Origin of the sequence: Rhizobium sp. CCGE 510 (assembly GCF_000292525.1) — a bacterium.
In the GTDB taxonomy this organism is placed as follows: Bacteria; Pseudomonadota; Alphaproteobacteria; order Rhizobiales; family Rhizobiaceae; genus Rhizobium.
In genome coordinates this window covers 354,148-371,973 of the sequence record NZ_AEYF01000045.1, presented here as the reverse complement: position 1 = coordinate 371,973, position 17,826 = coordinate 354,148, and the positions used below count along the sequence as shown (strand labels likewise).

The window sequence follows — 17,826 nt, the reverse complement described above, 5'->3', positions numbered from 1 at the left end:
ATGGCGCACTTTATGCGAACTCGTAGCGAAATGTGCGGCCTCGTTTCGTAAACCCTTTTGCCTCTCGCGCTAAACTGAGTTAAGTCGAATTTTCATACACGTTACTATTGAAGATTTGGAGTATCGGGTGTCTACGAAGCAGCACATTATATCGGCGGCCAAAACGGTGCTGCCAAAGCCCATAATTGAGGCAATCAGAAGTCGTAGAAGTCCCAGCCATAAGAACCTGCTTGCGTGGGATGGAACGGCAGTTCAATCCGACGCAGAGCGGTTCCTGTCCTCGCGAAATGTTGCAGATCAGATTGACGGGATGCTTTCCCCGTTTTCAATGGCCGCAATGGATAGTTTGCTATCACTTCAGTCATCAAATCCCGAAATCTCAGGTAGCATTGTTGAGTTTGGAACCTACAAAGGCCGCTCCGCCGCAATCATTGCGCCACGAGTCAGGCCATCGGAAAAGTTCGTTCTCGTTGATGTTGCCGACTACCTGGAAGTGGAAAAAATAAGGGCAATAAATCCCGACATGGAATTTATCCGCTGCAGATCGGAGGAGTTTCGCTCGCGCTATCCGGACTATAAGAAGCTCCGGAAGAATTGCCGGTTCATACATGTCGATTCCAGTCATGCTTATAGAACCACATTTCAGGAAATTAAAATGTGCAATGAACTCTTGTCGCCAGGAGGTATTGCTGTCTTTGACGATTACACCAATCTGAATTATTCCCAGGTTCTACCGGCAATATATAAATATATATATACAGCAAATCCGGATCTGGCTGTGTTTATGGTGACGGATATTAAGGCCTACGTGTGCAGGAAAAAGTATTTGAATTATTATTTATCTTTTGTTCTGCAAGGTGCAGTGCCGTCGATGGTGGCACGAGGCATTGAAGACGCGATGATATCGCGGACCGACTGGGACAGGGAATACCGCGCCATCTATTTGCGCACTCGTAGCGCCGGCGAAACAGGTTCTCACTACGGCGAAGAAATTTACGGAAGATTCTATGAAGGCCCTTGAATCATCCGTTCAGGCACGTCCATTGAAAGCGGACTCAGACTTTCCGCTGATGGCTGCCGTCTGAAAGTTCGTCAAATGCTCCCGATGAAGTGTAGAACGTTCTCCATATAACGTTCTACATTTTTTTAGGAAGTGTAATAGAAATTTCGTTGCCGGTCTGCCATGGTGGTTCCGCGGGCGCGATTGTTGACGACTCGCAGCCGCAAGCCAGAGATTTCATGTCCATCGAAGACAGACAAAAGCTGCAACGAAACGATCGCGTGACGATCCGGACTGTAGCAGCCCATGCAGGAGTATCGGTCGCGGCGGTTTCCAAGGTGATGCGAAACGCCTACGGCGTCAGCGAGGCATTGCGCGCCAAGGTGACGGATGCCATCGAAGTGCTCGGATATCGCCCTTCGCGGGCGGCACGGGGCTTGCGCGGCCGCAGTTTCACCATCGGCGTCCTGTTGATCGATATCCGCAATCCCTTCCTTCCTGAAGTGATCGCCGGTGTGAACGGGGTGCTGGCGCCGTCGCACTATCAGGCGATGATCGGCGTCAGCGATGCGCGCGTGCAGTTGGAGACGTCGTTGATCGAGTCGATGGTCGACTACAAGATGGACGGCCTTGTCCTCGTGGCGCCGCGCTTGCCCTCGGAAATCCTCGCCAAGTTCGCGGTCCAGATACCGATTGTCGCGGTCGGTTACCACGATGCCAGCGCCACGGCCTTCGATACTGTCAATGCCGACGATCAGCGCGGGGCGGAAATCGCGGTGGAAGCGCTTCTTGCCTGCGGCTATCGCGGCATTGAAATGCTGAGCCTCGGCGAGCGGGAGGGGCACGCGGTCTCCGTCGTCCGTCAGCGCGAAATCGGCTACCGCCGGGCGATGCAACGCGGCGGGTTGGGCGCCTCCGCGCCCATCGGCAAAATCCCCATGGCCTCGCCAAAGCGGGAAGAGGCGATGCGAAAATTTCTGGCGAGAAAAGACAGGCCGCGCGCCGTGTTCTGCTGGAGCGATCTCGACGCCATCACCCTTCTCAGCCTGGCGATGGAGATGGGCGTGCGCGTGCCCGAAGACCTCGCCGTCATCGGATACGACAACTCATCGACCGCAGCCCTTGGTCTTGTCAATCTCGCCAGCATCGATCAGTCGGGCAGGGAACTCGGCCAGGTCGCCACCCGGGCCCTTATTTCCAGAATTGAAGGCCGCACCGCATCCGAGCATATTCTCCAGACACCGTCGCTGGTCAGCCGCACCAGCCTGGCCCGGTCCGATACGAAATAGCGCTGATAGGTGAGACGGCAGCGGCTGGCCGCACTCGCCGGTCTCGTCAGCACGCGCAGCAAGAGCAGGAAAACGAAATGTCGTGGCAGCACCCGGTCCCCCGCATAACCGACGAGGAGCGGCAGAGCCGCCTCAGCAGGCTTCGGCAATTGATCGAAGCCCACGGATTGGCTGGCATGCTTCTCGGATCGACCGAAAGCCTGCGTTATTTCACCGGGCTCGTGTGGCATCCGAGCGAAAGGTTTCTCGGCGCCCTCGTTACGCCGACGGCCGTTTCCTACATCGTTCCCGGTTTCGAGCGCAGCCGCGTCGAAACCCTGCCGCATCTACCGGGGGAAATGCTGATCTGGGAGGAGGAGGAGAGCAGCGCTGCTCTCATCGCGCGCCTTGTCGGCCAAGGAGGCAGGCTCGCCCTCGATGATGGGTTACCGCTTTTCTTCTTTCACGCCATGGCAGCGGCGATGGGTGCGGCAAGGCTTGTCGATGGCGGACGGCTGATCCGCGACCTGCGTCGGATCAAATCGGCCGCCGAGATCGCGCTCATTCAATATGCGATGAACCTGACGATCGACGTCCACAGGCAGGTGCATGCGCTGTTGAAACCCGGCATCAAATCATCCGAAGTGGTCGACTTCATCGATCGTCGGCATCGCCAGGCCGGCGCCGATGCCGGCTCGACATTCTGCATCGTCTCGTTCGGCGCCGCGACGGCGCTTCCGCATGGCGCCGACGGCGATCAGGTCCTCGGCCGTGACGACGTCATCCTCGTCGACACCGGCTGCCGGATCGACGGTTATCATTCCGATATCACCCGAACCTATATGCTGGAGGGCGGCAACAGCGCCTTCGAACGCGCTTGGTGGATCGAACGCGAGGCACAGCAGGCCGTCTTCGACGCCGCCCGGATCGGCGCCGCCTGCTCGAGCCTCGACGATGCCGCCCGCAAGGTGCTTGCCAAACATTCCCTCGGCCCCGACTACCGCCTGCCGGGCTTGCCGCACCGCGCCGGTCATGGGCTCGGATTGGAGATCCACGAGGATCCCTACATCGTTCGCGGCAACGACACGCCACTTGCCGCCGGCATGTGTTTTTCCAACGAGCCGATGATCGTCTTTCCCGAGAAATTCGGTATTCGGCTGGAGGACCATATCTACATGGCCGCCGAGGGACCGCGCTGGTTCACCAATCCCGCGACGGGACCAACCGAGCCGTTCTCGTGAGCGGGCGCCATGTTTTAACTGCTCGGCGCAGCGAGGACCTCGGCCAGACGTTGTGACTCTTTGGCCCTTGGTTTTTGGCAGGCTTTGCCGGTTTGACGCAGGTTTGCCCGGCGACGCGGCGCATGGACCGGCGATGCGGCGGCTGAGGCACGGCCTCGCAGGCATCGACTTGCTGTGTCTTGCCCACGCCTCTTGAGAAAAATCTTCCGGAAATCTGCTCGTTGCTACGGCAATTCGATCCGCTTTTCGGCGAAGATTAGAACATCTTCGCCTCCCATTAGATCACTAAATATATAGATTAAATTAATCAGACACGGGAACGCCTGCACCATGAACATCCTAGCGCTCAGCGGCAATGTCAAAAGACCGTCCCGGACGGCGTCCTTGGTGAGTGTTATCGCCGATCGCCTGCGGCAGCGCATTGGTGGCCACCTGCAGTCCATCGAGCTTGTCGACGCAGCCCCGGTGCTGTTTCGTGCGCTTCGAGCGGATCAGCTCGACACCGAAGGCAAGGCGATCATCGCTGCGGTCGAGGGCGCCGATATCATCATCGTCGGGTCGCCGGTCTATCGCGCATCCTACAGCGGCGCGCTCAAACACCTCTTCGACCTCGTCGACTATCGAACACTGGCGGGCAAGCGCGTTGTCCTGGCCGCAACGGGCGGCACGCCATTGCACGGCCTGATGCTCGAGCACCAATTGCGGCCGCTCTTCGGCTTCTTCAATGCAATGACCGTCCCGACCGCGGTCTATGCGCTCGAGGACGACTTCGCCAGTCACGAACTCACAAATCTTGCCGTCCTCGAGCGCATCGACCGAGCCATCGAGGAGATCGCGGCAATCATGCCGGCGGCCAATACCGAAGCGACGCTCACGGGCAAGCGCAGCGGATTGGCGGCTTAGAGCATAAAACGAAATTCAAGAGGGAGCCTTACATGACTTTTTCCAATGCTTCGAACGATCCGGTCAAATTTGCTTATTGGGTGCCGAATGTTTCGGGCGGCCTGGTGATTTCGGACATCGAGCAGCGCACAAGCTGGACGATCGAATACAATAGAAAGCTTGCGCAGATCGCCGAGGCGAGCGGTTTCGACTATGCCCTCAGCCAGATCCGGTTCACCGCAGGTTACGGCGCGGAATTTCAGCACGAGTCCGTTTCGTTCAGCCACGCCCTGCTTGAATCGACGACGACGTTGAAGGTAATCGCGGCGATCCTGCCCGGTCCCTGGAATCCTGCTCTCGCCGCCAAGCAGATTGCGACCATCAATCACCTGACCAATGGGCGTGTCGCCGTCAATATCGTCAGCGGCTGGTTCCGCGGCGAATTCACCGCCATCGGCGAGCATTGGCTCGACCATGACGAGCGTTATCGTCGGTCGGAGGAGTTCATTCGCGCGCTTCGCGGCATTTGGACCGAAGACAACTTCACCTTCCGCGGCGATTTCTATCGCTTCAACGATTATTCGCTGAAGCCGAAGCCGATTGATCCGCAACCGGAAATCTTCCAGGGCGGCTCTTCACGTGCGGCGCGCGATATGGCGGCACGCGTCTCCGACTGGTACTTCACCAACGGCAATACGCCGGCTGAAATTCGCAAGCAGGTCGACGACCTTAAATCGAAGGCCGAGACCAATGGGCATTCCGTCCGGGTCGGGGTCAACGCTTTTGCGATCGTCCGCGAGACGGAGGAGGAAGCCAAGGCGGTTCTCGCCGAAATCATCGAGAAGGCCAATCCCGAAGCGGTAAACGCCTTCGGGCATGAGGTGAAGAACGCCGGCAAGGCCTCGCCCGAAGGCGAGGGCAACTGGGCGAAGTCTTCCTTCGAGGATCTCGTTCAATATAATGACGGCTTCCGCTCGAACCTTATCGGCACACCCCGGCAGGTCGCGGAAAGGATCGTCGAGCTCAAGCGGGCAGGTGCGGACTTGATCCTGCTCGGCTTCCTGCATTTCCAGGAAGAGGTCGCCTATTTCGGTGAGCATGTGATTCCGCTCGTCCGCGAACTCGAAGAGACCGCCAAGGCGCAGGCAGTGGCTGCCGAATAAGGCTCAGCGGCCTCGAATATCTCTTGCAAGCGACGCATCACCGGCGCGTGGGCCGATCGGCCCACGTTACAGGGAGTTGTGCGCTGCGTTCACGCCCGTATGGAGGACACCGAATGCCCGCCGCGACCTATTCCCTTGACGTGCTGGAGAGTGGCGCGCCTCAGGGCACCGGTGTCCAGATTGCCCGCCTATTGCCGCAGAGCACCGGCAAGGCGGGCGGGCCGCAGCAGAGCGAAAAAACCAGTGCTCTCGCATTGCACGGGATCAGCCTGTCATTCGGTGGGGTCACGGCCCTGGTCGATATAGATCTCACCATTGCTGCAGGAGAAATCCGCGCCATCATCGGGCCGAATGGCGCCGGCAAGAGTTCGCTGATCAATGTCATCAGCGGTGTCTATCGCTCCGACCGCGGTCATGTCAGCATCGGCCCCAACGCCTACCGGCATGTGCCGACCGAACGGCTAGCTTCGCTCGGTGTCGCCCGCACCTTCCAAAACCTGGCCTTGTTCAAGGGCTTGAGCGTCATCGATAATGTGATCGCCGGTCGAGCCTATACCGTGCGCTCGACGTTTGCTGGGCAGATCCTCGGTCTTGGACGGACGCGGCGCGAAGAAGCGGATGCACGCGAACGTGCCGGCCGTGTGCTTGAATTCCTGCATCTCGACCATGTGGGTCATCGTTTGGCGGGCACGCTGCCCTACGGCCTGCAAAAGCGGGTGGAGCTTGCGCGCGCCTTGGTGGCGGAACCGAAGATCTTGCTTCTCGACGAACCGATGGCTGGCATGACTGCGGTGGAAAAGGCCGACATGGCGGAATTCATTCGCGCTGCCCGCAATCAGTATCAAACAACCATTATCCTCATCGAGCACGATGTCGGCGTGGTCATGCAGCTTTCCGACCGGATCGCTGTCCTCGATTACGGCCGCAAGATCGCCGACGGGACCCCGGATGAGATCCGCGCCGATCAGCGCGTCATTGAGGCTTACCTCGGCGTCGCTGCGGAAAACGAGGACGGGGAGGGTATCTGATGGCGGATTTCGACTGGCTGTTCCTGATCGAAGTGCTGGTCGGCGGCTTGCTGTCCGGCGTGATGTATTCGCTCGTCGCGATCGGTTTCGTACTGATCTACAAGACATCCGGCGTCCTCAATTTCGCGCAAGGAGCGATGTTGCTGTTTGCCGCGCTGACCTTCGTTAGTCTGGTCGAGCGCGGCGTACCCTTCGCCTTGGCGCTCATTCTGACATTCGCGGTCATGGTGCTGATCGGCATTGCCATCGAGCGCACCGTGCTGCGGCCGTTGACCAATAAGCCGCCGATTACGCTCTTTATGGCGACGCTCGGGCTCTCCTATATCATCGAGGGCGCGGCACAACTCATCTGGGGCACGCAGGTCCACGGCCTGGAGCTCGGGATCGAGGATATTCCTTTCGATGTCGGCGGCGTGTTCATCAGCCAGTTCGATTTGTTTGCTGCGGCAGTCGCTGCAGCGATGGTGGCGGCACTCTCGGCCTTCTTTCGCTACACCCGAATTGGCCTGGCGTTCCGCGCGGTCGCCGACGATCAGTTCGCCGCGCTTGCGGTCGGACTGAAACTGCCGTGGATCTGGGCGACCGTCTGGGCCGCAGCCGGTGTCGTGGCGCTCGTTGCAGGTCTGTTGTGGGGAGCGCGGCTCGGTGTCCAGTTCTCTCTGTCGCTGGTCGTGCTGAAAGCGCTCCCCGTTCTCGTCCTCGGCGGTTTCGATTCCATTCTGGGGGCGATCGTCGGCGGCCTGCTGATCGGCGCGACCGAAAAGCTCGCGGAGGTCTACATCGGCGAATATTTCGGCGGCGGCATTGAAGGCTGGATCGCCTATGTCGTGGCACTCGGCTTCCTGCTCATCCGCCCGTCCGGCCTATTCGGGCAAAAGCTCGTGGAAAGGGTCTGATATGGCCGCCATTGTCGCCGATCTTCATCCCCGCCGTCTCTCCAGCCCCTGGCTGGCGCCCGTCACTGTTGTTGCCGCTGCCTATCTCGTGGTGCCCTTCATCGGCTCGACCTATTTGTTCGAAGCGATCCTTCTGCCATTCCTGGCGCTCAGTCTGGCAGGCGTCGGCCTAAATCTGCTCACCGGTTGCGCCGGCCAGGTCTCGCTCGGAAGTGCGGCCTTCATGGCCGTCGGCGCCTTCGCCGCCTACAATTTCAATTTGCGGGTGGATGGTTTGCCGCTCATCGTCAGCATACTGCTGGCCGGTCTTTCGGCGGCGGTGATCGGCATCGTCTTCGGCCTGCCGAGCCTCAGATTGAAAGGCTTCTATCTCGCGGTGTCGACGCTTGCCGCGCAGTTCTTCGTGCAGTGGGCGCTCACCAAGTTCAGTTGGTTTTCGAACGACTCGGCCTCCGGAGTTATCGACGCGCCGCCTTTGACGCTTGCCGGCATGGAGTTTACAGGCCCGGTCGGCCGCTACCTTTTTGCGCTTACAGTCGTCGTCGTGCTGACCTTCCTCGCCCATCGGTTGTCGACGTCGCAAACCGGTCGCAACTTCATCGCCGTTCGGGACAACGAGATAGCAGCGCGCATCATCGGAGTGCCCGTACTGAGAACCAAGCTGCTCGCCTTTGCGATCTCCTCATTCATCATTGCGGTCGCGGGGGTATTGTGGGCTTTCACCTATCTCAGAACGGTGGAGCCCGCCGGTTTCAATCTCGACCGGTCGTTCCAGATCCTTTTCATCATCATCATCGGTGGGCTTGCCTCGACCCGGGGCGCCTTTCTCGGCGCCGCCCTGATCGTCGTCTTCCCGCTCCTCCTGTCGCGACTGGGTTCGTTCCTGCTCGGCGATCTCTTCGATTCCGGCGTGCTCGAGATGAGCCAACGCATCGTGCTCGGCGCCCTGATCATTCTGTTTCTGATCCTCGAACCGGACGGGCTTTCCTCGCTCTGGGACAAGATCCGAAGGCGGCTCGGCTCTGCCGTCGGCAGACGAGCCTGACCAAACCGGGGCGCAAGCTCCGACACCAAACGCATCGCTCAATTCAACCAGATTCGGTCTCAGCACCGGACAATACCCGGAGTGTATCTAGACATGACCATGCTTGCGAAATTGAAAGCCGCCGCCCTTGCGGCCGGCCTGGCCGTCTCGGCCGCGATACCGGTCGCCCACGCCGACGAGCAATATTTCCCGCTGCAGAGCTACCGCGTCGGGCCCTATGCGGCCGGCGGCACCGGGTTTTTCGGCGGCTTCATCGACTATCTCAATCTCATCAACACGCGCGACGGCGGCGTGAACGGTGTCAAGCTCACCTGGTCGGAAGCGGAAACGCAGTACGAGGTCGAGCGCGGCGTCGAGGCCTATGAGCGCCTCAAGAGCAATCCAAATATCGCCGCGTGGAATCCGCTTTCCGTCGGCATCGCCTATGCCATGATCGATCGCATCACTCAGGACAAGGTGCCGTTGATCACCATCAACCACGGTCGCACCGACTCCACCGACGGCCGCGTCTTCCCCTATGTCTTTCCGCTGCTGCTCAATCCCTACAGCGAGACCTCGGGCATTGTGAACTACATCGCCTCCAAGCTCGGCGGCCCCGACAAGCTGAAGGGCAAGAAGATCGTCGTGCTTTATCACGGCTCGCCCTACGGCAAGGAGACCATCCCAATTTACGAACTGCTGTCGAAGCAATACGGCTTCGAACTGCAGCAGATCGAAGTGCCGCATCCCGGCAACGAGCAGCAGGCGCAATGGCTGACGATCCGCCGCGCCAAGCCGGATTATGTCGTGTTGCGCGGCTGGGGCGTGATGAACCCGGTCGCTCTCAAGACGGCGGCCAAGACGGGTTTCCCGGTCGATCACATCATTGGCAACGTATGGTCTAACTCCGAAGAAGACGTCATCCCGGCCGGCGACGCAGCCAAGGGCTATACGGCGATCACCACGCAGGCTTCCGGCGCGGAATATCCGGTGGTCCAGGAGATCGTGAAGACGCTCTATGACAACGGCAAGGGCAATCTCGAAGACAAGAAGCGGATTGGTTCGGTCTACCACAATCTTGGCATCGTCAACGGCATCCTGAACGTCGAAGCCATCCGCATCGCACAGGAAAAGTTCGGTCACCGGACATTAACGGGCGACGAGGTCCGCTGGGGCTTCGAACATCTGCAACTCGACCCCGCCCGCGTTGAAGCACTCGGCGCCAAGGATCTCTTTCATTCGATCAACGTCACCTGGGACAACCACGAAGGCAATGGCTACGTGACCTTCCAGCAGTGGGATGGCAAGAAATGGAACGTCGTATCCGATTGGATCGCACCGGACTGGGCGCTGCTGAGGCCGATCATCGAAAAGTCCTCGGAAGCCTATGCGAAGGAAAAGGGCATCAAGCTGCGCACGGCTGAAGATGCGCAGGCCGTGACGAACTGAGCCGATCGCCGGGCATTGGCAGGCCAGAGGTCCTGCCGTTCCTGCCGGTGTCCGGCTCATCCACGAAACCACACTGAGATTGGGTGGACCATGGCTGGAAAAGACGTTCTGCTGAGCGTGGACGGGGTCAAAGCGACCTATAATGGTGCAATCACCGCGCTCCACGGCGTCAGCTTCACCTTGCGCCGGGGCGAGATCCTGGCACTGCTCGGTGCCAACGGCGCCGGCAAGACGACGACGCTCAAAGCGATTTCGAACCTGCTGCCGGCCGAGCGCGGCGAAATCACCGCCGGCAGCATCCTTTATCAAGGCCGCGACGTCACCAAGTCAAAACCGGCCGAATTGGTGCGCGCCGGTCTCGTGCAGGTCCTAGAGGGCCGGCATTGCTTTCGCAATCTCACCGTCGAGGAAAATCTCATTGCCGGCGGTCTCGGACGGAGCGGTTCGCGCGCCGAAATTGCCGCCGATCTGGAGCGGATCTATGCGATTTTTCCCCGGCTGAAGGACAGGCGCCGCGCATTGTCCGGCCTTGCTTCCGGCGGCGAGCAGCAGATGGTGGCGATCGGTCGGGCGCTGATGTCGCGTCCGACCCTGCTGGTGCTCGATGAACCGTCCATGGGACTGGCGCCAATCATCGTCCAGGACATTTTCCGAACGCTGCGGCGGTTGAATGTCGAAAGCGGGCTTTCCATTCTGGTCGCCGAACAGAATTCCGCGATCGCGCTGCGTTATGCCGACCGGGCGACCGTTTTCGAAAACGGCGTCGCCGCGCTTTCGGGAGATGCTGCCGAGCTGCGTCAGCGCGACGACATCAAGGCATTTTATCTCGGCCAGACAGCAGCACCCATCTCCGTGTCGACAGCAAGCCTCCCATCGGCCTGAGCGGCCCCATCATCAACCAGGAGAAATCATCATGACGCTTTCACAGGTCAATACTGAAAATGCAGCCAAGGCCGTGCCGGCGGTGCCGCGTCCGGCTGAGCCTGCCCATATCATCAAGGACGATGCCGAGGCGATCGCCGTCGCCAGACGGCTTGCCGCCGAATTCGTGCAGGAATCGGCCAGGCGCGACCGTGAAAGGATCTGGCCTGTCGCCGAGCTGGATGCTTTCTCGCAAAGCGGTCTATGGTCGATCAACGTGCCGAAGGCCTTCGGCGGCCCCGAAGTCTCCTATGCGACGCTTGCCAAGGTCATCGAGATCATATCGGCGGCGGACTCCTCGATCGGCCAAATCGCCCAGAACCATCTGGGCGTTGTCGCCGCGATCCGGACCGTATCGGATGCCGAGCAGCAGAAGCTTCTTTTTGCCGAAGTACTGAGGGGCACGCGTTTCGGTAACGCCTTTTCGGAATTCGGCTCGAAACGGGCAGTCGATTTCGAGACGCGTTTCACCGATGCCGGCGACCATGTCGTCGTCAACGGACGCAAATTCTACTCCTCCGGCGCGCTACTCGCGCATCTGGTGCCCATCGTCGCGCTCGATGACCAGGGGCGGGCCTGGTATGCGATCGCGGAGCGTGCTGCGCCGGGCCTCACCGTCATCGACGACTGGTCTTCCTTCGGCCAGCGCACGACGCTGTCAGGCACCGTGCTGCTCGACAACGTCAAAGTGCCGAAGACCCATCTCGTGCCGGGATACAAGGGCTATGAAGTGCCGACCGCCGATGGCGCGATCTTCCAGATCATCCAGGTTGCAGTCGATACCGGCATCGCGCAGGCCGCCATCGACGAGACCGTCTCATTCGTGCGCACCAAGAGCCGAGCGTGGGTGGACAGCGGCTTGGATCATGCCTGGGAAGACCCCTATACGATCCAGGCTGTCGGCGATTTGACGTTGCGCTTACATGCGGCGCAAGCGCTTCTCGAAAAGGCCGGCTATGCGATCGACCGGGCGGTGCTCAATCCCAATGCGGAGACTGTCGCCGAAGCGCAGATCGTCACGGCGGAGGCAAAGATCCTCTCGACCGAAATCGCGATTGCGGCGACGAACAAGCTGTTCGAGCTGGCCGGAACCCGCTCGACGCTCGCCGAACACAATCTCGACCGCCATTGGCGCAATGCCCGCACCCACACGCTTCATGATCCCGTACGCTGGAAATACGCCATTCTCGGCAAGTATTTCCTGAATGGAGAAAAGCCGCCGCTCCACGCTTGGAGCTGATGATCCGAAGAGGTCTTCCACGTTCCAAGCGCCGCGCGTTTTTTCAGACGCGCGGCGCTACAAAACTTTGAATCTACGCGTGTGCTTCCTGATATCGATGCCGATTTTCGGCCGATGCGCTAATCTTGAATACTAGTCGCACTTCCCGGCCTTGAGCTTGACCTCGATAACCGGGACGACGATCCCTGGTCGGCGCACCGGCAGGACGAATGTCAGTTCGTCGTCGCCGACGGGGAACTGGGTGTTCGTCCACAAGGTATTTGCGGAGGGGCGCAGCCAGGTGACTTCGCTCGCATCATGCAGGAATTGCGCATATTCGATCTTTCCCGCCAGCGCATCGAAATGCAAATGCTTATAGGGCCAGTTGAAGAGGTGGATATAGAGGCGATCGCCGTTCTGGGTCAGGCGGCAATCGGGTGGGGCCGTGAAGTCGGATTGGGTGCAGCCGACGATGCTGCGCTCGTGCAGCGCCATCCACTCCTCATAGGCGGCAAGGGCTGATCTCGCGCGGTGGTCGAGCGTGCCGCGTGCCGTCGGCCCGACATTCATCAGCAGATTGCCGCCTATGGCAACGGTGCCGACCAGCATCTGCACCAGTTGCTCGGTGCTTTTCCAGGTGTCCTCGTCGCGGTGATAGCCCCAGGAACCGCTGAGCGTCTGACAGGCTTCCCAGACGACGCGCCTGCCGTCGCGTTTCGGCCAGGCGCGCGGCATATATTGTTCCGGCGTGACGATGTCGGGCTGCAAACCGGCGAGATCGAGCCGGTTGTTGATGATGATGTCGGGGGCCAGCTCGCGCACCATGCGCACCAGCTTCTCGCTTTCCCAGTGCCGATGGCCCTTTCCGACCAAATCACCGAGCTTCCATTTCGGATAGCTGAAATCGAACCACATGATGTCGATCTGCCCGAACTCGGTCAGCAGCTCGCGCACCTGCTCCCGCATGAAGGCGGCATAACGCTCCATGTCGCGGCCTTCGTTGATCTCCAACGCATCGGGGTGATTGCGCTGCGGATGGCGTGGATCGACCGTGAAGTCGGGATGATGCCAGTCGATCAGCGAATAATAGAACCCGATCCTCAGGCCCTCGGCGCGGAAGGCGTCGACGAAGGGGCGCAGCAGATCCTTGCCATAAGGCGTGTTGGTCACCTTGAAGTCGGTCGCCTTGGTATCCCAGAGGCAGAAGCCTTCATGGTGCTTGGTCGTCAGCACCACGTATTTCATGCCCGCAGCCTTGGCGCGTCTTGCCCATTCACGCGGGTCATAGAGATCGGGATCGAAATGATCGAAATATTTCTGGTAGTCGGTGTCATCAAGTTCTTCGCGGCTCTTGACCCATTCATGGCGCGCCGGCAGGGCATAGAGTCCCCAGTGCACGAACATGCCGAACCGCTCGTGGACGAACCAGGCCTTCTTCTCCTCGGGCAAGGCCAGTGAATGCAGATTGTCGCCATCCATGGGATATTCCTCCTGTTGATAGTCGAATCAGGTCGTTTCGCGGACGATGAGCTCGGGCACGATGACGATGCCGTGCTGACGGTTCTTGGTGGCGATGCGGCTGAGCAGCAGGCGCACGGCTTCCTCTCCCATTTCCCGTTTCTGCACCCGCAGCGTGGTGAGCGCCGGAGACAGCAGTTCGGCGGTCGGGATGTCGTCGAAGCCGATCAGGGCGATCTGCTCGGGGATCGAGATGTGGGTTGCCCGGCAGGCCTTCATGGCGCCGATGGCATTAAGGTCGTTGTAGCAGACGAGGGCATCGATGCCGGGCGTTTCCGCCAGCAACTGCGCGGCCGCCGTCTGCCCGCCGGCCGCAGTCGGATCGCAATAGACGATGCCCTGCGCCTTCAGCCCACGGGCCGCCAGCGTCTTGCGGAAACCGACGAGACGGCTCTTGCCGCCGAACGAGCTGCGCGGCCCGGCGACGATCGCGATTTTGTGGCGGCCGCGCTCGACCAGATGGTCGATGGCACGCGATGCCCCGGTCTCGTAGTCGGTGACGATCGTCCCGGCGATCTCGTTGGGCGCCTCGCGGTTGATGAGCACCACGGCGCGGTGGGGCGCCAGCGCCTTATGAAGCGCGGCATCGGGCAGTCGGGCGCTGCAGACGATGATCCCGTCGACCCGATGCCGCAGCAGCGTTTCGATGAGTTCTTCTTCGCGTTTGCTGTTTTCGACGACATTGGCCAGAAGCAGATTGTAGCCCGCAGCGCTCGCGGCGTCCTCCGCCCCCCGGATGACCTCGGGAAAAAACGGATTGGTGATGTCGGGAACCAGAAGGCCGATAGTCTTCGACCGGTCGGACCGCAATCCGCGCGCAAAGGGGTTGGGCCGGTAATTGAGTTCGGTTGCTGCTGAAATGATGCGTCGACTGGTTTCCGCGCTGGCGCCGCCCTGGCCGTTGAGTACGCGCGATACCGTCATCGGCGACACGTCTGCGGCGCGGGCAACATCGGCGATGGTTATCTTGGAGTCTGGTTCTTTGGGGCGGCTCAAGGGCTATCTCTGAGAACGGTAGAGAATTTACGATAACGATAACTAACAGGATTTCCGGGAAAGCCAAGCGTCGTCGGGCAAAACATAAGGCGGCTCGAATCTTTTTGACAACAGGTTACGATAACGATAACGTTCGCAGAAGAGGAGAATACGTTAACGATAACCTAGAGCAATTTATTGGGAGGAGAGAATGCAACACGTCAGAGTTCTAAGACGGCAGGTTGTTTCGATCGTTGCTGCGGCGATCCTCATGGGTGCCGGCTGGGCCGGCGTGGCGCTCGGATTTGAGCAGTCGCCTGACCTGAAGGCGCTGGTCGACGCCGGCAAGCTGCCACCTGTGGAAAAGCGCTTGCCGAAGGAGCCGCTGGTGCTCACGCCGCTTGAATCGGTCGGTACCTATGGCGGTACCTGGCGCACGGCCACCTTTGGCGGTGGTGACAGCGAGATCGAACGTTCGATCGGCTATACCAGATTGGTCCGCTGGAACCCGGAATGGACCGAGGTGATCCCCGACATCGCTAGGAGTGTCGAGGTCAACGCGAATGCCACGGAGTATACGTTCACCCTGCGTGAGGGCACGCGCTGGTCGGACGGCGAGCCCTTTACCGCCGACGATCTGGTGTGGTGGAACGAGAACGTGCTGCGCAACACCAAGATCACCCCTGCCGCGCCCGACTGGCTGACCGCAGGCGGTCAGACCGTCAAGGTCGAAAAGCTTGCCGACGACAAGGTGGTCTTCCAATTTGCCGCACCGAACGGCCTGTTCCTGATGAACATGGCGACGGTGCGCGGCTCCGATATTCTGGCAGCCGCACCGGCGCATTACCTCAAACAGTTCCACAAGGATTTCAATCCCGACGGCGTCGACGCCCTGGTGAAGGCGGCCGGTGCAACCGATTGGGTCCAGCTCTTCAACAATAAGACCGGTTTTCCCGGCCGCTGGCGTGATCTCGGCCGTCCGACGCTCGATGCCTGGGTGCTGACTGCGCCCTATAACGGCACGACCCAGGTCGTTGCCGAACGCAATCCCTACTATGCCAAGGTGGATACGGCGGGAAACCAGCTGCCTTACTTCGATCGCATCACCATCGATGTGATGCAGGATACCCAGGCCATCATCCTGAAGGCGATCAGTGGCGAAATCGACATGCAGAACCGCTTCATCGAGACGACGGACGCCCGTCCTGTCATCGTGCAGAACCAGGAGAAGGCCGGTTACGGACTGTTCGTCGCCCGGCCGGCATGGTCGAACGCCCTGCTGATCACTCTCAATCAGACCCACAAGAATCCGGCTTTGCGGGCGGTCTTCTCCAACAAGGATTTTCGCATCGGCCTCAGCTACGCGATCAATCGCGAGGAACTCAACCAGCTGATCTATGCCGGACAGGCAAAGCCCTATCAGGCGGCACCGCGTGAAGGCACTGCCCTCTACGACGAGAAGATGGCGACGCAGTATCTGGAATATAATGTCGATCTCGCCAATCAATATCTCGATAAGGCGGGCCTGACCAAACATGATGCCGAAGGCTATCGCCTCGGCCAGGACGGCAAGCGGATAACCTTTGCGATCGATGCGCTGACCGGAAGCCCGATCCAGGTCGACGCGCTCGAAATGATCCAGCGCTACTGGCGGGCCGTCGGCATCGACATGCAGCCCCGCCCGGCCGAACGTTCGCTGATCTTCTCCCGTCTGCAGAACAATGAGAATGACGGCCTTGGATGGGTTGGCGGCGGTGGCTACGACTTCCTCGGCCTGCTCGATCCCAAATGGTATTTCCCGCACGAATACGAGTCGAGCTTCGCGACGGCCTGGGGCCTCTATTACCAGAACCCCAAGGATCCGAACGCTGAGGAGCCGAGCCCCGCTGCCAAGAAGCAGATGGATCTCTACCGGCAGGTGCAGGAAGCCCCGACGCTCGAGAAGCAGTTGGCCGCGATGAAGGAGCTGCTGGCGATCACCCGCGACGAATTCTACGTCATCGGCACCAATTTGGAGCCGGACCGCGTCGGCATCGTCAAGACCAACATGCGCAACGTCCCGAAGATCATTCCCAGCACGTCATTCTACATGACGCCGGGACCGGCAAAGCCGGAGACCTTCTACTACCAGAAATAACGGCACGCGACCGACAGGGATGGCGTCTCAGGGGCGCCACCTCAGCAGCACCAGCCCAGTCCCAATCATCCAATCCGATCGGCGATTGCCGATTGAAGGAGCTTGACCATGGCCGGCTTCATCATCAGACGTCTGCTTTACATGATCCCGATGATGTTCGCGATCTCGGTCGTGACCTTCATCATCATCCAGTTGCCGCCCGGCGACTTCCTGACCGCGATGACTGCGCGCCTGGCCTCGCAGAACGAAACGATCGATCCCGGCGTCATCGCCGGCCTGCGCGAACGTTATGGCCTCGATCAGCCTTGGGCGGTCCAATACTGGAAATGGATCAGCGGCATCCTGCTGCGAGGCGATTTCGGCCAGTCCCTCGATTGGAACAAGCCGGTCAGCGAGCTGATCTGGGCTCGCATGGGCCTGACGATGGTGGTCTCGGTCACAACGCTGCTCTTCGTCTGGGCGGTGGCCTTTCCGATCGGCATCTATTCGGCGGTGCGGCAATATTCGGTGGGAGATTATGTCGCCACCTTCTTCGGCTTTCTCGGCCTTGCCATTCCGAACTTCCTGCTGGCGCTGGTGCTGATGTTTGTCTCGGCGCAGTATTTCGGCCAAAGCGTCGGCGGGCTGTTTTCGCCCCTCTATATCAACGCTGCCTGGAGTTGGGCCAAGCTCGGCGATCTCATCTCGCATATGTGGATCCCGGTCGTCGTGCTCGGCACCGGCGCCACGGCGGCGCTGATCCGCATCATGCGCGCCAACCTGCTCGACGAACTCAACAAGCCTTATGTCGATATGGCGCGTGCCCGGGGCCTGAGCGAAATCCGGCTGCTGCTCAAATATCCAGTGCGGGTGGCGCTCAACCCCTTCATCTCCACCGTCGGCTGGGTGCTGCCGCACCTCGTTTCCGGCTCGGTGGTGGTCTCGATCGTCCTCAGCCTGCCGATCACAGGTCCGCTGCTGCTCAACGCCCTGTTTGCCCAAGACATGTACCTGGCCGGCACCTTCATACTGCTGATGAGCATGCTGACGCTGATCGGCACGCTGATCTCGGACCTGCTGCTCGCCTGGCTCGATCCACGCATTCGCAATGGCTGAGGGACAATAG

The 17,826-nt window shown here is 60.1% G+C and carries 15 protein-coding genes; 13 read left to right on the top strand and 2 right to left on the bottom strand.

The annotated features are described in order from the left end of the window. Positions 1-127: 127 nt before the first annotated feature. The 11 genes from RCCGE510_RS25830 to RCCGE510_RS25780 all read left to right on the top strand — a co-directional run bounded on the left by RCCGE510_RS25830 (position 128) and on the right by RCCGE510_RS25780 (position 12,112). Entirely contained in the window at positions 128-1,021 is an 894-nt protein-coding gene (locus RCCGE510_RS25830) for a class I SAM-dependent methyltransferase (protein WP_007634885.1), read from the top strand. 218 nt (positions 1,022-1,239) lie between these two features. Continuing rightward, positions 1,240-2,289 carry a LacI family DNA-binding transcriptional regulator gene (locus RCCGE510_RS25825; RefSeq protein WP_007634883.1) on the top strand — a complete coding sequence of 350 codons (1,050 nt, stop codon included), beginning with the start codon at positions 1,240-1,242 and terminating at the stop codon, positions 2,287-2,289. 77 nt (positions 2,290-2,366) lie between these two features. Next, positions 2,367-3,509, top strand: a complete 1,143-nt coding sequence (locus RCCGE510_RS25820; RefSeq protein ID WP_007634881.1) for a Xaa-Pro peptidase family protein — start codon at positions 2,367-2,369, stop codon at positions 3,507-3,509. A 330-nt stretch (positions 3,510-3,839) separates the two neighbouring features. Then, the gene (gene msuE, locus RCCGE510_RS25815; protein WP_007634879.1) at positions 3,840-4,412 is read left to right on the top strand and encodes an FMN reductase; all 573 of its coding nucleotides are present in this window, start codon (positions 3,840-3,842) and stop codon (positions 4,410-4,412) included. A 32-nt stretch (positions 4,413-4,444) separates the two neighbouring features. Continuing rightward, on the top strand, positions 4,445-5,554 hold the full coding sequence (gene sfnG, locus RCCGE510_RS25810; protein ID WP_007634875.1) for a dimethylsulfone monooxygenase SfnG: 1,110 nt from the start codon (positions 4,445-4,447) through the stop codon (positions 5,552-5,554). Positions 5,555-5,667: 113 nt separating this feature from the next. Beyond that, positions 5,668-6,582 carry an ABC transporter ATP-binding protein gene (locus tag RCCGE510_RS25805; protein WP_007634873.1) on the top strand — a complete coding sequence of 305 codons (915 nt, stop codon included), beginning with the start codon at positions 5,668-5,670 and terminating at the stop codon, positions 6,580-6,582. Next, on the top strand, positions 6,582-7,478 hold the full coding sequence (locus tag RCCGE510_RS25800; protein ID WP_007634871.1) for a branched-chain amino acid ABC transporter permease: 897 nt from the start codon (positions 6,582-6,584) through the stop codon (positions 7,476-7,478). Before RCCGE510_RS25805 ends, RCCGE510_RS25800 begins: the two co-directional genes overlap by 1 nt. Position 7,479: 1 nt before the next feature. Beyond that, the gene (locus RCCGE510_RS25795; protein WP_007634869.1) at positions 7,480-8,523 is read left to right on the top strand and encodes a branched-chain amino acid ABC transporter permease; all 1,044 of its coding nucleotides are present in this window, start codon (positions 7,480-7,482) and stop codon (positions 8,521-8,523) included. Between the two features lie 93 nt (positions 8,524-8,616). Further along, complete coding sequence (locus RCCGE510_RS25790) at positions 8,617-9,951, top strand: ABC transporter substrate-binding protein (protein WP_007634866.1); 1,335 nt, start codon at positions 8,617-8,619, stop codon at positions 9,949-9,951. 90 nt (positions 9,952-10,041) lie between these two features. Continuing rightward, the gene (locus tag RCCGE510_RS25785) at positions 10,042-10,833 is read left to right on the top strand and encodes an ABC transporter ATP-binding protein (RefSeq protein WP_007634864.1); all 792 of its coding nucleotides are present in this window, start codon (positions 10,042-10,044) and stop codon (positions 10,831-10,833) included. Positions 10,834-10,864: 31 nt separating this feature from the next. Then, a complete protein-coding gene (locus tag RCCGE510_RS25780) occupies positions 10,865-12,112 on the top strand; it encodes an SfnB family sulfur acquisition oxidoreductase (RefSeq protein ID WP_007634863.1) in 1,248 nt (415 codons plus the stop codon). A 132-nt stretch (positions 12,113-12,244) separates the two neighbouring features. Here RCCGE510_RS25780 and RCCGE510_RS25775 read toward each other — a convergent pair whose 3' ends face one another. Together RCCGE510_RS25775 and RCCGE510_RS25770 are read right to left on the bottom strand one after the other, a co-directional pair. Further along, a complete protein-coding gene (locus RCCGE510_RS25775; RefSeq protein ID WP_007634861.1) occupies positions 12,245-13,570 on the bottom strand; it encodes an alpha-L-fucosidase in 1,326 nt (441 codons plus the stop codon). A 27-nt stretch (positions 13,571-13,597) separates the two neighbouring features. Then, positions 13,598-14,605 carry a LacI family DNA-binding transcriptional regulator gene (locus RCCGE510_RS25770; RefSeq protein WP_007634859.1) on the bottom strand — a complete coding sequence of 336 codons (1,008 nt, stop codon included), beginning with the start codon at positions 14,603-14,605 and terminating at the stop codon, positions 13,598-13,600. Between the two features lie 190 nt (positions 14,606-14,795). On the opposite strand from RCCGE510_RS25770, the gene RCCGE510_RS25765 reads away from it, so the two are divergent. Together RCCGE510_RS25765 and RCCGE510_RS25760 are read left to right on the top strand one after the other, a co-directional pair. Beyond that, on the top strand, positions 14,796-16,721 hold the full coding sequence (locus tag RCCGE510_RS25765) for an ABC transporter substrate-binding protein (protein ID WP_037079708.1): 1,926 nt from the start codon (positions 14,796-14,798) through the stop codon (positions 16,719-16,721). A gap of 108 nt (positions 16,722-16,829) precedes the next feature. Continuing rightward, a complete protein-coding gene (locus tag RCCGE510_RS25760) occupies positions 16,830-17,816 on the top strand; it encodes an ABC transporter permease (RefSeq protein ID WP_007634855.1) in 987 nt (328 codons plus the stop codon). Positions 17,817-17,826 lie beyond the last annotated feature (10 nt).

What these genes read in the sequence shown, in the direction of transcription:
- RCCGE510_RS25775 (WP_007634861.1), bottom strand. Translation starts at nt 13,570, where the DNA reads ATGGATGGCGACAATCTGCATTCACTGGCCTTGCCCGAGGAGAAGAAG.
- RCCGE510_RS25805 (WP_007634873.1), top strand. Translation starts at nt 5,668, where the DNA reads ATGCCCGCCGCGACCTATTCCCTTGACGTGCTGGAGAGTGGCGCGCCT.
- RCCGE510_RS25785 (WP_007634864.1), top strand. Translation starts at nt 10,042, where the DNA reads ATGGCTGGAAAAGACGTTCTGCTGAGCGTGGACGGGGTCAAAGCGACC.
- RCCGE510_RS25790 (WP_007634866.1), top strand. Translation starts at nt 8,617, where the DNA reads ATGACCATGCTTGCGAAATTGAAAGCCGCCGCCCTTGCGGCCGGCCTG.
- RCCGE510_RS25765 (WP_037079708.1), top strand. Translation starts at nt 14,796, where the DNA reads ATGCAACACGTCAGAGTTCTAAGACGGCAGGTTGTTTCGATCGTTGCT.
- RCCGE510_RS25825 (WP_007634883.1), top strand. Translation starts at nt 1,240, where the DNA reads ATGTCCATCGAAGACAGACAAAAGCTGCAACGAAACGATCGCGTGACG.
- sfnG (WP_007634875.1), top strand. Translation starts at nt 4,445, where the DNA reads ATGACTTTTTCCAATGCTTCGAACGATCCGGTCAAATTTGCTTATTGG.
- RCCGE510_RS25820 (WP_007634881.1), top strand. Translation starts at nt 2,367, where the DNA reads ATGTCGTGGCAGCACCCGGTCCCCCGCATAACCGACGAGGAGCGGCAG.
- RCCGE510_RS25800 (WP_007634871.1), top strand. Translation starts at nt 6,582, where the DNA reads ATGGCGGATTTCGACTGGCTGTTCCTGATCGAAGTGCTGGTCGGCGGC.
- msuE (WP_007634879.1), top strand. Translation starts at nt 3,840, where the DNA reads ATGAACATCCTAGCGCTCAGCGGCAATGTCAAAAGACCGTCCCGGACG.
- RCCGE510_RS25760 (WP_007634855.1), top strand. Translation starts at nt 16,830, where the DNA reads ATGGCCGGCTTCATCATCAGACGTCTGCTTTACATGATCCCGATGATG.
- RCCGE510_RS25780 (WP_007634863.1), top strand. Translation starts at nt 10,865, where the DNA reads ATGACGCTTTCACAGGTCAATACTGAAAATGCAGCCAAGGCCGTGCCG.
- RCCGE510_RS25795 (WP_007634869.1), top strand. Translation starts at nt 7,480, where the DNA reads ATGGCCGCCATTGTCGCCGATCTTCATCCCCGCCGTCTCTCCAGCCCC.